The 16,835-nt window shown below is 56.6% G+C and carries 9 protein-coding genes and 4 pseudogenes; 3 read left to right on the forward strand and 10 right to left on the reverse strand.

Going from position 1 to position 16,835, the window contains the following annotated elements; translation table 11 throughout:
* Positions 1-9: 9 nt before the first annotated feature.
* From Q6D67_RS18085 to Q6D67_RS18125, 8 genes and pseudogenes are all read right to left on the reverse strand, one after another.
* The gene (locus tag Q6D67_RS18085) at positions 10-2,070 is read right to left on the reverse strand and encodes a hydantoinase/oxoprolinase family protein (protein ID WP_304707074.1); all 2,061 of its coding nucleotides are present in this window, start codon (positions 2,068-2,070) and stop codon (positions 10-12) included.
* Positions 2,071-2,087: 17 nt separating this feature from the next.
* On the reverse strand, positions 2,088-2,999 hold the full coding sequence (locus Q6D67_RS18090; RefSeq protein WP_304707075.1) for a hydroxymethylglutaryl-CoA lyase: 912 nt from the start codon (positions 2,997-2,999) through the stop codon (positions 2,088-2,090).
* The gene (locus Q6D67_RS18095; RefSeq protein ID WP_304707076.1) at positions 2,999-4,201 is read right to left on the reverse strand and encodes a CaiB/BaiF CoA-transferase family protein; all 1,203 of its coding nucleotides are present in this window, start codon (positions 4,199-4,201) and stop codon (positions 2,999-3,001) included. Before Q6D67_RS18095 ends, Q6D67_RS18090 begins: the two co-directional genes overlap by 1 nt.
* Positions 4,202-5,018: 817 nt before the next feature.
* The gene (locus Q6D67_RS18100) at positions 5,019-5,993 is read right to left on the reverse strand and encodes a LysR family transcriptional regulator (RefSeq protein WP_304707077.1); all 975 of its coding nucleotides are present in this window, start codon (positions 5,991-5,993) and stop codon (positions 5,019-5,021) included.
* An 83-nt stretch (positions 5,994-6,076) separates the two neighbouring features.
* Complete coding sequence (locus Q6D67_RS18105; RefSeq protein WP_304707078.1) at positions 6,077-7,594, reverse strand: FAD-dependent oxidoreductase; 1,518 nt, start codon at positions 7,592-7,594, stop codon at positions 6,077-6,079.
* Between the two features lie 181 nt (positions 7,595-7,775).
* Entirely contained in the window at positions 7,776-10,181 is a 2,406-nt protein-coding gene (locus Q6D67_RS18110) for a TonB-dependent receptor (protein WP_304707079.1), read from the reverse strand.
* Between the two features lie 527 nt (positions 10,182-10,708).
* Entirely contained in the window at positions 10,709-11,602 is an 894-nt protein-coding gene (locus Q6D67_RS18120; protein WP_304707080.1) for an FAD:protein FMN transferase, read from the reverse strand.
* Positions 11,603-11,998: 396 nt separating this feature from the next.
* Positions 11,999-12,283 (reverse strand): annotated as a pseudogene (locus Q6D67_RS18125) (IS3 family transposase); the annotation flags it as partial.
* Positions 12,284-12,525: 242 nt separating this feature from the next.
* Here Q6D67_RS18125 and Q6D67_RS18130 point away from each other — a divergent pair.
* From Q6D67_RS18130 to Q6D67_RS18140, 3 pseudogenes are all read left to right on the forward strand, one after another.
* Positions 12,526-13,194, forward strand: a pseudogene (locus Q6D67_RS18130) (transposase); the annotation flags it as partial.
* 62 nt (positions 13,195-13,256) lie between these two features.
* A pseudogene (locus tag Q6D67_RS18135) lies at positions 13,257-14,374 on the forward strand (DDE-type integrase/transposase/recombinase); the annotation flags it as partial.
* Between the two features lie 122 nt (positions 14,375-14,496).
* Positions 14,497-14,940: pseudogene (locus tag Q6D67_RS18140) on the forward strand (integrase core domain-containing protein); the annotation flags it as partial.
* Positions 14,941-15,066: 126 nt separating this feature from the next.
* Here the strand turns inward: Q6D67_RS18140 and istB are convergent.
* Positions 15,067-15,795, reverse strand: a complete 729-nt coding sequence (gene istB, locus Q6D67_RS18145; RefSeq protein ID WP_304707081.1) for an IS21-like element helper ATPase IstB — start codon at positions 15,793-15,795, stop codon at positions 15,067-15,069.
* Positions 15,796-15,811: 16 nt separating this feature from the next.
* Complete coding sequence (locus tag Q6D67_RS18150) at positions 15,812-16,570, reverse strand: hypothetical protein (protein WP_304707082.1); 759 nt, start codon at positions 16,568-16,570, stop codon at positions 15,812-15,814.
* Positions 16,571-16,835 lie beyond the last annotated feature (265 nt).

Below are 16,835 nucleotides of genomic sequence, written 5' to 3' on the forward strand. Positions count from 1 at the left end.
CGTTCCCCCTCAGGCTAGCGGATTGATCAACAGGTTGCCCACTGCATCGACCCGGGCATCGTAACCGGGCAGGATCACGGTGGTGGAATCCATCTCGCTGACAATAGCAGGGCCTGGCACCACCAGGCCCTCATGCAATTTCCCGCGATCATAGATGCTGCAGTCGTGCCAGCCGCCGTCGTGGAAGAAACGGGTTTCGTGGATCCGGCACTGCTCCAGGGTGGTGCCGGCAGCGCGAGTCTGCAACTCGGCAATCGCCGCTGAGCGGGCCTTGGCAACGGCGCGAATCATCAGCACTTCGTGGCCGTCGCCGAGCTTGAAGGTAAACAACTGCTCGTGTTCGGCGTCGAAGGCGTCGGTCAGCAGGGCCACGCCCTTCTCCCGCAGTTCCGCCTCGGTAAAGTCTATCGTGATCTGGAAGGCCTGGCCCATGTAGCGCAGGTCCGCCTGGAAAGTGACTTCGTGAGTTTCCGCGGCAATGCCGTCGGCGACCAGGGACTCCCCCGCCCGCGCCTGCAGTTCCTTCAGATCCGCCAGCAGCTTTTCGTTGGTGAGGTCGCCCGCCATCATCAAGTAGGTGCGGGCGGCCTCGTCTTGCACCTGGGTAGTGGCATCACCGTAAGCGCAGAGCACCCCCGGGCCCGGCGGGATGATCACCGGCCAGGCGTTGGTGAGCATGCCCAGGGCATTGGCGTGTAGCGGGCCGGCACCGCCAAAACCCACCAGAGCGAAGTCGCGCGGATCGTAGCCCTGCTCCACCGACACCAGTCGCAGGGCCCCGAACATGGATTCGTTGACGATGCGCACGATCCCTTCCGCCGCCTCCATCAGCGGAATGCCCATGGCATCCGCCACCTTCTGCACCGCCGCCTCGGAGGCCTCGCGGTTGATCTGCATTTTTCCACCCAACTGCACGTCCGAGGGCAGGTAACCGAGAACCACGTTGGCATCGCAGACGGTCGGTTCCGTGCCGCCCTTCATGTAACAGGCCGGGCCCGGCACCGCGCCGGCAGATTCCGGCCCCACCCGAAGGGCCTTGGTCAGCTCCGGCACAAAGGCGATGGAGCCACCGCCGGCGCCGACCGTACGCACGTCCACCGAGGGCGCTCGTACCCGCACATCGCCGACATAGGTTTCGCGACGCACCCGCGCTTTCGAATTCTGGATCAGGGCGACGTCGGTGGAGGTGCCACCCATGTCGAAGGTGAGGATGTTGTCGAAGCCGGCGCGGCTGCAGAAGTAGATCGCGCCGGCAACGCCGCCGGCGGGGCCGGACATCAGCAGATTCACCGGTGATTCCTCGGCGGCCCGCGCCGAGGCCAGGCCGCCGTCCGAGCGCAGGATCGCGAGCTGGGTGTTGCCACCCATGCGCTCCTCCAGGGCGGCCTGCAGGTTGCGTACATAGGTGGCCACTTCCGGGCGCACATAGGAGTTCACCACGGTGGTCTCGGTACGCTCGTACTCCTGCATTTCGGGCACTACCTCGCTGGAGATCGACACCGGCGTGCTGCCGAAAATCTCGCTGGCTATATCCCGGGCCCTGCGCTCGTGCTCGCCGTTGATGTAGGCGTTGATAAAACAGATGGTCAGGGCCTGGATGCCGCCGCGGGCGTGCAGGGCCTTGAGATCCTCGCGCAGCCGCTCCTCGTCCAGACCCGTGACAATACTGCCATCGGCGCCAATCCGCTCGTGGGCGCCAATGGTCAGCTCCAGCGGCGCCAGCAGCGGCGTCTTGATATAGCTGACCCAGCCGCCAAGGCCGCCGGGGCAGTAGGAGCGAGCCACCTGCAGGGTATCCTCGTAACCGGCGGTCGTCACCAGGCCGACCGTGGCACCGCGCCCGGTGAGTACCGCATTGGTGGCCACAGTGGTGCCGTGCATCACCCGGTGAATCGCGGTCGGGTCGATGCCGCTCTCCTCGCAGATACGGGCAATACCGTTCAGCACCCCAATGGAGGAATCCTCCGGCGTCGAGGGCACTTTGGCGGTATGGGTTGCGCCCGTGTCCTCGTTGATCAGCAGCAGGTCGGTGAAGGTGCCACCGACATCCACGCCCAGACGATAACTCATGGAGTTCTCCTAATAGGTTATTGGTGTTGTTTGGCTAGCCAGGGTTTGAGCCAGGCCTTGGCGCGCCCGCCGGGGGCAGTGCCGGTCAGGGTTTGCGCCAGGTCGGAAGCCGCCAGCAGTTGCTGGAGATCAATGCCGGTGGCGAAACCCAGCTGCTGCAGCAACATCACGACATCTTCGGTGGCGACGTTGCCGCCGGCGCCGGGGGCAAATGGACAGCCGCCGAGGCCGGCAATGGAAGCATCGAAATAGCGGATTCCCGACTCAACCGCGGCGTAGACGTTGGCCAGCCCCAGGGCGCGAGTGTCATGGAAGTGGCAGCCCAGGCGTTGCGCACCGTGGCGATCCACCAGGGTGCGGGTGAGGTCGCGCACCTGTTGCGGATTGGCCGCGCCAATCGTATCCGCCAGGACAAAGCGATCCACCCCCAACTGCAGGAACCGGGCCCCCACATCCGCCACCAGCCCCGGATCGACCGGGCCGTCGAAGGGGCACTCGAAGGCCACGCCGATGGTGGCGATGACCGCAACGCCGTCCGCAGTGGCTTGCTCGATAATCCTCGCAGCCACCGCGTCCGCTTCCTCGCGGCTCATGTTGACGTTCTTCCGCGCCATGCCGTCGCTGCCGTAGAGCACCATTACCACGGTCTTCACCCCCGCGTCACGGGCCAGCTCGTAGCCGCGCAGGTTGGGGATGAGAGCGCTGTAGTTGCCGCTGGCGAGACCCTGCAGGCCCGCTACCACAGCGTCAGCGCCGGCCATCACCGGCACGGCTTTCGGCGACACGAAGCTGCCGACCTCGATATGATCCAGCCCCGAGGCGCGGATGGCCGTGATCAATTGCAGGCGCTGCTGCGGGTCCAGCGCTTGCGGCTGGTTCTGCAGACCATCACGCGGGCCCACATCGTTGACAATGACTATCTCGGCCATCAGGCAATGACTCCCTGTGCGCGCATGCTCTCGATTTCGCTAGCAGCCATTCCCAGCAGCCCGGAGAGCACCTCACTGGTGTGCTGCCCCAATAACGGAGCCGCGGCGTAGGACTCCTCGCCGGTGCGGGACAGCTTGACCGGATTGCCGGGACCGCGGGTGCTGCTGCCATCGGGGTGCCTGAGCTCCACCACCATCTTGCGGTGCAATACCTGCGGGTCAGACAGGGCTGCGCTGAAACTGTTTACCGGGGCACAGGGTATGCGCTTTGCCTCTAACTGCGCAATCCAATACTCGCAGCAGTTGGTTGCCAATACCGAGTTCAGTCGGGCATTGATGAATTCGCGGTCAGCAAACCTGCCCGGCTGACCGTCATATTTCGGATCGCTGAACTCCGGGATGTCGACCACGGTTTTCAGGTTATGCCAGAAATTGTCGGTAATCACGGCGATAACGATAAAGCCATCGGAACAGGTGAATGTGTCGTAGGGCACGTGCACGAAGTGAGAATTACCGATCGGGTAGGGATCTTCCCCCGATAGAAAATACATGGTGGCCATGTAATTGAGCATGGATACCTGGCAGTCCAGCATGGAAATATCGACGTGCTGGCCGCGACCGCTGCGCTCGCGTTCGTAGAGGGCCGCCAGCAGCCCAATCACCCCGAACATGCCACCGCCAAGATCGCCGATGGGAATGCCTGCCCGCACCGGGTGCTCGCGGTCGGGGCCGGTGATCGACATGCCACCTCCGGTGGCTTGGGCAACCTGGTCGAAAGCCGGGCGCTGGTAGTTTGGGCCGTCGGAGCCGAAACCGGATACGGTGCAGGTGATGATGCGCGGATTGATCGCACTCAGGGTGTTATAGTCGATTTTCAGACGCTCGGGAACACCGGCGCCAAAGTTACTGAGGACGACGTCGGACTGCGCCACCAATTCATAAAACAGCTGCAGGCCCGTCTCGCTCTTGAGATCGATTGCGACGCTTTTCTTGTTCCGGTTGAGGGTGATGAAGTAAGCGCCCATCCCGCCCAAGGAGTTTTTGGGATCATTGGCTAGTAGCTTGCGAGTACCCTCCCCTGCGAGCGGCTCCACCTTGATGGTCTCCGCACCGAGGTCGGCCAGGATCATGCCGGCGTAGGGACCGGAAAGCATGTGGGTGAGATCAAGAATACGAACACCCGCTAAAGCTTTGGACGACATTAAATTCTCCGTTTAACGACAGCTTGCAATACGAGGCATAAATCGCGCCAATTCGGGCGTGCATCTAGAGAACCTCCGCAACCGTTTTGAGGTAGCTCGTGCTTGAAGTTGCTCAACATTTCATACTCAAGCGCATATATCCCGTCTGATCTTGATGATTTCATAAGGGAATACCAGCCCGACTGGCATGTGGGTAAACTCCAGAATCTGCACACTCCGAAGCATTTCCGTCATTACGTGCACCCTTTGGACATCCCGCGAAAGTTGCGAGCATAATTTCACTTATGCTCTTCTTTTATAATGCGAATGAAGCAGAAATAACGATATTGACATGACTCCGACCGTCCAATGTGCGAGGGAGATCCAGTCGCGCAAAGCTGCATTCCCGATGTAGTAGAGTACATAGCCGGTAACCGCTAACCATATATATATACTAAAAACAATACCGCCTGTTACACGCCTTACTTTTCGTCTCCAGCCCGGCTTCACATGTATGTGCCAAAGGAATCCAAACACCCAAATGGATGGCAGGGCAAAGAAGGCGTGTACCAGCATGTAGATGCTTTGTTGTGGATGGGGAGTTTCGAATCCAAACTGATCTACAACTCGCACAAAATAGTGAAAGAAAAGCCAAACTACGCCGGACAACCATAAACCGGTTGAAATGACGTATACCGACCATTTTTGGACATCTTTAAGTTGACCGCGCTTCGTGGGCGTAACGTTAAACTGCATGACCTGGCGTAAATCCTTTCGGGAAATGAATTTGGAGCGAGCTTAGCAGTCGAACATGAACCAACTGCGAATCCCAGGTAGTCTAGCGCTCGTCCAAATCGCGCTCATGCTTAGCTCCGATATCTACCCCTCCTGCAGGATAGTCTTTGTAGAATATCTGGCTAACCATTCGACACTTCTCTTTCAGCAATAAAATCTGCGTAGATTCCACGCCATGCTCGAGAGCTACAAGCCCTGCGGAGGAGAAAACATTCGCCGTTGACGCAAAAACCCGCCTAAGCCGCCCCGCCTTTACCAGCGGCGCCGCAATGGAGTCCGTTAGAATGGCAACAAAATCGTTGCTCAAGAGCAGCTCAAGAACTAGTGTCTGTGAATCAGTCTTTATTTTATGCTGTGGAGACGTCAGACCACGATCCAAAAAATACTGATTAGTGAATGTTGAGTACATTGGATTTTCCATACCAATCCAGTCTGCTTTCATCAGCCAAGATCCTAAAGGCCGATCGTTTTTGGACAATTGATGTTCCGTCCGCATGTACACAGACAAAGAGGTTTTATCCTGCATCAATACTTCGGTAGTCAGCCCGGAAAGATCGGCGTCATCCGGGATCACACTAATCAGTAAATCAAGTTCCCCCATTCGCAGCCGAGGGACAAGATCGTAGTAAAATGCTTCGTATACATACGCCCTAAAATCAGAGCTATGGTGCACTGCATCTGCAAGCGCCATGGGAACAATGTTTCCAACAAAGTGGCTGCTGACACCCAACTTTACTTCGCTAGCATCGCCAATTCCCGCGAAGCTGCGCAGATCCGATTCTGCGACAACAGCTGCTCTCAACACCTGTTTGGCATGCTTTTGGAGCATGCATCCTAGTGGTGTAAGTGTAACGCCGGTTGGTGAGCGAACGATAACCTTCGCTCCCAGATCATCTTCGAGACTTTGTAAGCTCCTGGTCAATGCGGACTGACTCATAAATAAAGCTTTGGAGGCTCTTCGAACCTGCCCGTGCTCCGCTACAGCAAGAAAGTGTTTGAGTCGTCGAAGCTCAATCACGATGTTAGAAAAAGCAACATTTTTTGCTAGGAGTTTCTTGCATACCCTCGATTTTCATAGGCACCATATTCACCAATAATTTGTCAGGCGAACTTTAATATTTTCTGACCCAACAGCCGTCCAAACGTTAGCGCGGGAGTGACCAGCATTCCACCGCAATAGGCCTTTCCGGACAGGTTTCCGGTGCCAAGCAGTTCGCCAGCGGCATAGAGGTTAGGGATTCCCGATCCATCCTTGCGAATAACTTGAAGATCCTCGTTCACTGCAAGTCCCGCAAACGAGGTGAGCAACCATCCCTGCAATTGAATTGCGTAGAAAGGTGCTTTCTGCAAGGGCAGCGGCATGTGCTTTCTCCCATACCTGTCATTTCCGTGCTCCCGCCCAGCGTTGTATTCCTCGATTGTCTCGCTAAGCCCATCAATGTTAATGTTTGCCTTCCTGGCCAGTTCAGCAGGTGATTCCGCCTTGAAGAAAAACGCTTGGCCGGAGTCGAACGCCTTCATGGCGTCTTCTCGAGTCCAGCGCCCTATGAACGACTCCATCTTGTTGATCATCTCATCATCAAAGACCAACCAGCACCGCTCATTCGATTGCTCGCCCAAGGCAACCTCGTGGGCATCATGGCTGGGTACATCTTCGGCCATAAAACGACGACCCTGGGCGTTAACATAGATACCCCAAGGCATTGTATGCGGTGGCAGCGGTCTATGCGTCCCTATTAGGGGGCTTGGATAATCGTCACTGGCAAAAACGCCACCAAACAATGGCAAATGGTTTTCTGCACCCCTCAAGTACCCCCCTACGCTAAGCCCCAGGCCAATGCCCGCTCCCTGACTATTGGGATATGAACAAACACAAGCTCGAGACGTGCCCTCGAGTTCCTCAAACAATCGATCGTTTGATGCATAGCCCCCAGCGGTCAGGACAACGTTGTCGCCATAATGATCCTGACTACCATCTGCGCTACTTGTTTTAACTCCAAGCACGTTGTCCTTGTCGTCCGTGATCAAATCAGTCGCTCGAGTTTCCAATAGTGTAGTAACTAGCCCCGACTCCAAATGCGGTGCGAGCTCCTGGTTAAGCACTTTAAGAATCGAACGACCGCCCTCTTTACCCCATGCATAGCGGGCGACGCTATAGGGCTCGTGAGTTGTACCCTCCACAGGATGCTGTGGATGAACTTCAAAACCATTTTCCATCAGCCAGTCAAACGTTCTCCCGGCGTTATCGGTAGCCAATCTTGCCAGGGCTGGATTTGCTGTACTTTTACTTATGCGCATTATGTCTGCGTAATGAAGCTCGGGACTATCTTCGATCCCTTTCGCTTGCTGGAGCTTTGTTCCTGCAGCACTCATCTGTCCGGATGACAGGTACAAAGTCCCCCCGAGAGCGCTAGCGGCCTCTATTACCAATACTTTCGCACCACGTTCTGCTGCAAAAATTGCCGCGGGCATGCCGGCGTTGCCTCCGCCAACCACAATAAGATCCCAGCCTTCCGTGCGCTGACCTGGCCGGCGCGCGAGCGACTTACCTGTAGCTGCAAGCAATGCAGCACCGCTACTCGCTCGAAGCAAATCACGTTTGGTAATTGCTATCTTCATTATACCCATCTCCTTTACGACTTGTGCGCATGGCCATGTGTCGCGAAGGCGTCGCCTTATAAACCGGGGAACTATACGAAAATTCCACACAATCAATTAAAAACAACACTTGCTCTGGCCGCAGTTCTTATTAATTGGGCCCCAAAAATCGACAGGGCCCTTGCGTAACCTCAGTCCAAAATTAGAACTGGTAGTTTGCTTTAACACCAAAGACCCTTTGCTTCGGCAAAGCTATGCGCATTTCCGAGTCCACAGCGATACCGAAGAATGCATCACTTCCCATAGACGCACTTGACAACGTTCGATCATTCAAAAGGTTTTTTGCGAATACTTCGATTGTCAAATTGTCATTGAGGTCAAGACCGATCTTCCCGTTAATAATATGGGTGTCTCCAATTTCTGCAACGTTACCGTCAGTAACGTAGTAACTATCCCGATACCCGTAGTCTATGCGTCCAAATAGGGCTTTACCGCTTGCAAGCTCACGGTGGTAGTCGGCGGAGAGTGAATAGTTGACTTTTGGCGCGTGCTTGAGCGTATTCCCGCTGGCGTCTGTTGACCCATTGATACGTCGACAATCAGTACAAATGTAGTCATTAATTTCCGTATCGTTGTAGGCAAACATAGCGGACAGTGTCAGGTTGGGCGAAAACGCGTACTGCCCCTCGAACTCTATCCCCTGCAGATCCACCTGACCCAGGTTCTGTACCGCGCTAGTCAGATTTAGTGTCCCCTCCGGTGTCGTGAAAGGTAGGGTATTGGTCACCTTGCCATCACTCCAATCCATTTTATACAGAGTAATGATGGTTTGGGCCCTCCCGCCAAAGAAGCGCGACTTCAAGCCAAGTTCATAATTGTCAAGCTGCTCTTCGTCGTAGGCAATTTTCGCGCCCTCGAACTGCTTTAGTTGCTCCGCATCGACGTTTAGCAAACCCGTGTTAAATCCGCCCGGTGTGTATGCTCGAGACCAGAGCACGTATACCATGGAATTTTCGCCAAAACTCCAATCAACTGACAGTCGCGGAGAAAACGTCTCCCACGTTTCCTTTAACTCGGGCACCGTTACCGGTCGTCCGTTTGCGTCAGAAAGTGGTTGCTGGATTATTGTATCCCTCTGGTAGCGACCTTCGACAGTGAGCGTGACATCGTTCGTAAGATTGTAGTAAATCCCCCCAAATAGAGCCGGAGTTTCAGCAGAAGAGTTCGTAACGGTCGAAACGTTGAGGTCACCAAACATAGTCCAGCCCGCAACCGCACCGCCGCTACGCTCAAAATCGAGATAACTGATGCCGGCGGCCCACCTTAAATCCTTATCCTGGGGGGAAGTTACACGTAACTCGTGAAAATAATTCTCCTCAGCCCCCGCACTACCCAGAGCCCATATTACTGTTTCTGGAGCACCCGGAATCACACCGAAAAACGGATTGGGCAAGGGGCTCCCGTTCTGATCAACTCCCCTGAAGGTAAGATCGAGAATCGACATGTTTTTTTCATCGTAAGCCGCACCAATATAGGACAGCTCATACCCGTTATCAAAAGAGTAGTCCGCTCTCAACGTGCCCTGATACGCTTCACGCGAAAAGCCAAACGAGTCCCTCATTGTTGGATCGTTTAACTGGACAAAGCCGGGGCGGTTTTCGTTAATTGACTCACGCTCTTGGAGCCCCATGTGGTGATTACCTGAAATCGTATGTCGGGGTAGCTGGTTTGCCTTCGGAACTTCTCCGCAGTACCAAAACCCTTTCCCGACACCCCCCAGATTACAATTCATCTCTGGGTACTTTATGGCGGCGTGTGCCCCAGGTCCATCATCATCCTCCGAGTAAGTGAGGTATGCCTTCACTGTCAAGCTGCCCGACGGGCGAAACAATACCTGCGCCGAAACTGCATTCGTACCTCGGTCGCCCATCGTGGAGCCAGTATTTGCAAAGCTTGTGTAGTGTCCCCCTTCATTGAATTGGCGGAGTGACAGCCTGCCAGACAACATGTCATCCCAGAGCGGGCCCTCGACCGACAGCATCAAATCGCTGGAGTCATACTGCGAGGCCTCGGCGCTGATACGGCCCTCGAAACCTTCAGTCGAAGGATCTTTGCTCACATAGTTAATAGCACCGGAAAAAGTTGCGCGGCCGAAGTAAACACTCTGCGGACCGCGCAACACTTCTATACGCTCAATATCACCCAGAAGTGGTGACGCAGATGATGTCAACGGCGCACCATCGATAAACACCTGACCTTGCGCGACTGACAACCCACGGAATACAACTGAACGACCAGCTCGTGAGTTACGGCCAGAACCGCCCCCTACGTGACTGGTCGCATACATACTTGGTGTGGCGAAAGCTAAATCATCCAACGTTTTGATAGACCGTGCCTCGATATCAGCTGCGCCCATTGCAGAAATAGTAACCGGCACCTCAAGCAAACCCTCATCACGCCGGCGTGCCGTTACTATAGTTTCTTCAAGGACGAAAGCTCCCGGCTCGCTGTTCTTGGACGTTTGCGCCACAAGATGGCCCGGCAAAAGAGCCAAAGCTAATAACGTTAAAGCAAACTTGGACTTGGATAGACTTTGCACTGTCTTCATAAATTTCCCCCATGGTTTTACTTATTTGAATATTCACGTATCGCGATCGAACACATTTCGCTGTGTCGGCCTACCGGAGTGCATTTCGACCAAAAGCAGCTGATCCCAACCTCGACACTCACCCACGGCACTAGTTGTATACAATTCACCGTGGGGCGTCAAGCTTATTTGGTTGCCTTTGTTGGTTGCAGATACATCTATCCGGAAAACTGGCCGTGCCTGGCGGTGTTTATCGATCAATTTAGCCGGCAGGTGGTGGGTTGGAGCACTCATTTGCGGATAAGGGTCGGGCTGGTGACGGATGCGCTACGCATGGCACTGTGACAGCGGCGACCGCATACGATTTTGAGATTGCATACAGACCAGGCTCCCAGTAAGCTAGCAAAATATATCGGCGTTTGCTGAAAATTCTTGCCCTGACCCACGGCATGGCGACGACGCCTGCCAATGTAAGTGACCTTGCCGTCGCGGGCCATCTGCTGCACGGGAACTTCGGAAGCCTGCTGATCAGAGACATCCTCTTTAGTTTACAGCCCCGGGCTCTCATCACGGGAACCGGCGATTTGTTTCCAGCCTGTTTCAGGGTCATAGAAAAGTGCCGTTGCATTGCACCGCGACAATAACGGCCGAGCGTCCTCCCCCAGCGCAAGAACTACTTTCGTCAAAGCATCTGCCATTAAACAACTCTCAGCAAGGACCGCCGTAAAACGTCTGGGGTCAATGCTTAACCGGCTCACCCCGTCAAAATGAGGCCCTGAATCAAACGCTTCATTCAAGACCGCAGCAGACCATCCGCAACTGCTGGCAACACTCCCACGGGCCAATTCCAATACCGGAACCATTGTCGGGTCATGCCCTGGGACGTTCAATACAATAGAGGTATCCTTTACACCGTTCAGCCTTACATCACCTCCAGCATTTATAGAACATTCTGTGACCTTGTTGCGCTCGCATTTTTCAAAGGCTGCATCGACGGCATACCCCTTCCCTATACCCCCGAGATCAACCCAAAGTGGTTTTCGAAAGTAGATCTGATCTTCAGCTACAAACTCGATATCTTCCCAATTGGCGTCTGCGTGGGGTACACAAGCCGCAACTGGCGCGGGTAAGCAGCCAGAATTTACCAACATCGGTGCAACCGTGATATCAAAGCGTCCATCCGATGCTTGAGACATTTCACAAGATCTGCGTATGACTTCTATAGTTCTTGGATCTACTCGCAGGGGATACAGAGCCGCTGAACGATTGAGTCGTGAGACGTCACTGGATGATAGATGAAAACTCATAAGACGATGTATTGTGGCAATTTCTGTAAATGCTTCTTCCATGATTAAATGTGCGATCGCCCTGGATTCAGTTCTGATTGAAATTTCAACCAGAGTCCCAAGATGCATTTCAATTCGTTTATATAAATCCGTCATCTGTAATCGAAAGCTCCTGCCAAAGACAAATTGGTTTCCTGTATCCAATAAGATTGGGCTTGCGCGGCCAGAGAGAATCACCTTGTCAGACGAATGGAGGTATCCGGGCCGGTTATCAACGCCTATTTGGTTCACAAGTGGCGAGTGCGCGTCAGGAAAACGCCAGTACTACGTTCCTGCGACTACCAGGCCCTGTGGGGGCGATGCCACCGTGTCGCCAACTCGCTCGAATCCTCCGGATAAGATACGCCTGGAAGTGGCGGCAGGCCAGAGCCAAATCATTGTGCGCAGGCTGGGGAGTCTGCTTCCCCTGGGGTGGTGATACGCGATCTGGCACGGATCATCACCGCCGTCTAGGTCAAGGTGACATCCTACCACTGGGGTATGGCCTGGGTTCTACCCCACTTCCACGGACGGTTCTAAAACGGCTGAATACTCAAGATCACGCTTGGCCACTCTCCGTCGCTTCCGCGGATTATGAAAGCGCCCAATGTAATCGAACAAATCCGATTTGGCGATATCCCTTGTCCGGTACTTGCTCCGGTTTACACGCTCACACTTGAGTACACCGAAGAAGCCTTCACAGGCGGCATTGTCGCCGCAGTGACCGACGGCGCTCATGGAGCAAATCAAAGCGTTCAGCTTCAGGAAGCGCTGGTAATCGCCGCTGCGAAACTGCGTGGATTCAACCGGTCGTCGCAACACCTTTGATCAAGGAGTTGTTTATAGGACGACCTGCACGGTGGATGCAGAAGTTGACGGGACGAGGGACGATGCGCTCGCCAGGTGCGCCGTCACTTCGCTGTGAGACCGAACGGCTGTTTTGGGAATAGATCGCAACCGGGCTTACAAGCGAAAAGACAGCAGAGAATGTTGGCGTATCGTCAGCGGTAGGCACACGCTGGTTTCGTCATCGCGGCGGAATGCCATTGTTTATGTCTAACCCTATTTCCGGAAGGTACTTGTCGTTCTCTGAGCGAGAAGAGATCGGGCTACTCCGGGCGCAAAGTGCTAGCGTGCGTGAGATTGCTCGCCGTCTTGGACGAAGTCCATCGACAATTTCACGGGAGCTAACCCGTAACGCAGCAACTCGTGGCGGCCGGCTCGAATATCGCGCTTCAGTAGCGCAGTGGAAGGCCGAACTGGTTGCCAAGAGACCCACGCCTGCGAAACTGGTGACAAACCCGCGACTGCGTCATTACGTACAAGCGCGTTTGGAGGGTAAGGTTCAGGACGCTGATGGCCGTGAGATTGATGGACCTCGACAGGCACCGTTCAAGGGTCGAAATAAACCTCATCGCGGTGACCGTAAATGGGTCAATGGCTGGTCGCCTAAACAGATTTCCCATCGGCTGCAGATTGACTTCCCGGATGACGAATCCATGCGCATCTCTCACGAAAGCATATATCAGTCTCTCTACATTCAGGGGCGCGGTGCTCTCAAGCGAGAACTGGTGAGCTGCCTGCGAACTGGGCGGGCATTGCGTGTACCGAGAGCCAGGGCGCAGGCCAAAGCATGGGCGCACGTCAGCGAAGACGTCATGATCTCCCGTCGTCCTGCTGAGGTAGAAGATCGTGCGCTGCCAGGTCACCCCTCTGTGTCAACATTGTTGCCCCACCCATAGGTACAATATGGAGGGCGAGGAGTTGACCAATGGCAAGATATTCATCGGCCTTCAAGGCCAAAGCGGTGGCACGTTTGCTGCCGCCTGAGAGTGCACCGCTAGACGTTGTGTCCCGTGCAATCGGTGTGCGTGCAGATACGCTATCCCGATGGGGTGCTGAGGCGCTGAGTGATTCACATGATCGCCTGTGGACCGGTCCAGCGCGCCTGGAGGCCGTTATTCATACTGCCAGCCTGGATGAGGCGGGCCGCAGCACCTGGTGCCGTGAGAACGGCATATATCCCGCAGAGCTCGAGCAGTGGCGAGCGCAGGCCAGCGAATCGCTGTCGGATATCACAGGTGCACAGAGCACAGGCCGTGCGGATCGCAAGGCCCGGCAAGATATCCGCAAGCTGCAGCGAGATCTCGATCGCAAGAACAAAGCGCTGGCCGAGACAGCGGCGCTGCTGGTGCTGTCAAAAAAGCTCGAAGCGATCTTCCACGAGAGCGGGGACGAATGACATCCCTGGAAGATCGCAAAGTAATTCTGAGCGCGGCTGAAGAGGCGCGCGAGCAAGGTGCTCGTCTGTCGGCCATCTGCGAGGTAATCGGTGTGGATCGGCGGACGTTGCAGCGTTGGTCTGGCCCGGAAGCACTGACGCGTGGTGATGCCAGACCGACAGCCCAGCGTCCTATACCGGCGTCGCGGCTGAGCGATGGCGAACGAGCCGCTATCCTCGAGATCGCGAATCAGCCGGAGTACGCGGACGTGCCGCCGACGCGTATCGTTCCCATGTTGGCCGATCGCGGCGAATATATCGCCAGCGAATCGAGTTTTTACCGTGTTCTGCGCGACGCCGACCAGCTTAAGCATCGCGGCCGCGCCAAGGAGCCGGCAAAGCTGCGGCCTCCTACAACGCATGTGGCAACGGCGCCGAACGAGCTCTGGTGCTGGGATATGACGTTCCTGCCAACACGTGTTATCGGCCAGTGGTTCTACCTGTACCTGATCCTCGACGTGTTCAGCCGCAAGATCGTTGGCTGGGAAGTGCACGACACCGACGACGCCGACCATGCAGCACGCGTTGTGAAGCGCGCTGCGTTGACCGAAGGCGTGGCCAGGCAGCGCAACAAACTGGTGCTGCATGGCGACAACGGCTCCACCCTGAAGGCGACAACGGTNCCGACGACGCCGACCATGCAGCACGCGTTGTGAAGCGCGCTGCGTTGACCGAAGGCGTGGCCAGGCAGCGCAACAAACTGGTGCTGCATGGCGACAACGGCTCCACCCTGAAGGCGACAACGGTGCTGGCCATGCTCAACTGGCTTGGTATCAACCCGTCCTATTTGCGCCCTCGTGTTAGTGACGACAACGCCTTTGCCGAAGCCGCGTTCAAAACGGTGAAGTACCGGCCCGAATTCCCAAGACGCGGGTTCAATGACCTCGGTGAGGCGCGCCAATGGGCCGCCGACTTTGTGCGTTGGTACAACCACGAACACCGCCATAGCGGGATCAGCTACGTCACGCCGAACGAGCGGCACACAGGCAAGGACATTGCAGTGCTGGCTGCTCGGCACGCTGTTTACCAGCTGGCCAAGGCACGCCATCCCAACCGCTGGCGTGGCCGGGACACGCGCAACTGGGATCGGACCAACTGTGTCACGTTAAACCCTGAGCGGGATGCCGTGTGCGGAGCCGTGAATCATCAAATGGCCGCGAAACATTTTGCATGAATGACCGGGGTGAGTCAGCTGCGTATTCCGGCGAACGTGACCGCCCGTTCCGGGCATCGTGACCGACTTGCACACCAATGCTCGCTGGCGGGAGTACTTTTACACTGAGCGGTCACGTTCCGTCAATTATGCCTGGCTCCTGCGCATCGAGTCGCCGGTCAGGCTCAGCCGGTGAGCACCGTGCAGCAGGCGGTCCAGTACCGCGTCGGCGATCGTCGCCTCGCCGATGTATTCGTGCCAGTGCTCGATCGGCAGCTGGCTGGCGATCAGGGTTGAGCGTCGACCGTGACGGTCCTCGATCACCTCCATCAAGTCGTTGCGCTGGGCAGCGCTGATCTTCTGGATGCCCCAGTCATCAAGGATGAGCAGGTCAGTCTTCAACAACTGGTTCATCAGCTTCGAGTAAGAGCCGTCGCCGTGGGCAATACGCAGCATCTCAAACAGCCTCGGCAGGCGCAGGTAGCGGACGGAGAAGCCTCGCCGGCAAGCCTCGTTGCCCATCGCACAGGCCAGCCAGGTCTTGCCGCAGCCGGTGGGACCGGTGAGGCAGAGGTTCAGGGACTGCCGTATCCAGTCCAGCGAGATCAGTGAGGCCATGCGGGATTTCTCCAGCCCCCGGGCATGGCGGTAATCGATGTCCTCCACACAGGCGCTTACCCGCAGCTTGGCGCCACTGAGCAGTCGCCCAAGGCGCCGGTTCTCCCGATACAGGATCTCGCGATCCACCAGGATACCCAGGCGCTCCTCAAAACTCAGCTCCGCCATTGCGGGCTGGCCCAGCTGCTCCTCCAGCGCCTGGAGCATGCCGGTGAGTCGTAATGTAGTCAGGTGTTCTCGGGTCTGTTGCATCAACATGGTTATCTCCTCGCATTCAGTGGTAGTAGTCGGCGCCGCGGACGTTGTCGTGTAACGGCAGGTCACTTTGTAGGTGGACATCACCTTCCAGCACTTGCTGGTCCAGCCCCTGTTTGAGGATGGAGGCGATGCTCTGGTAGCTCAGAGAGCGGATGGCCAGCGCACGCTCACAGGCTTTTTCCAATCGCGCCTTGCTGTAGCGCCGGGCAAGATTGAGCAATCCCAGGCAGGCCCGGTAACCATGCTCGGGGTGCGGCCGGTTCTCCAGCTGCTCCTGCACCACCTGCCGCGTGCAGGGCCCGATGTCCTGGGCCCAGTGCAGGAAGCGCCCCGGTGACCACTCCCGGTGAGCCCGGTGGGACCGGGGCATGTGTTCGACCAGCGTGCTGTGGCGTAACGGTCCGTAGCGGGCATGCACCGCAACCCGCTTGCCCTTGTGCAGGACCTCCACTGTCTCGGCGGTCAGGCGAACGTCCAGCGTCTGTCCCACGAGGGCGTGGGGTACGCTGTAAAACCGCTTGTGGACGCTGATGTGGTAGTCGATGCCGGGTTTGGCCCTGGACCACTCGGCATACGCGTAGGGGGCGTCGGGCAGCGGCTTGAGGGCCGGGGCATCCAGTTGCTCGTAAAGATCCCGCCGACTGACGGTCCGGCCCTGGAAGGGGCGATCGTTGAGCGCAGGCAGCAGATCGGCAATGGCCCGGTTTAGTTCGGGCAGGGAGAAGAAGGTGTGGTGGCGTAGACGAGCCAGTATCCAGCGCTCGACGATCTGCACCGCGACCTCGGCCTTCGCTTTGTCCTTGGGCTTTCTCGGCGCGCCGGTAGCACCGCTGTCTGGTAGTGCGCGGCCATCTCGGCATAGGTGGTGTTGATGGTCGGAGTGTAGCGGTTGGCATTGGTGACACCGGCCAGCAAGTTGTCGGGGTTATGTGCCCATCCCCGTTATGTGACGGATAACGACCGAATGGTAATAACTGTACCGGCGGACCACGGACATTTGGCCACATAATCGGCTACAGGGAGTTCAGCCAATCAAGAAG

Origin of the sequence: Haliea sp. E1-2-M8 (genome assembly GCF_030649675.1) — a bacterium.
Taxonomy (GTDB): Bacteria; Pseudomonadota; Gammaproteobacteria; order Pseudomonadales; family Halieaceae; genus Haliea.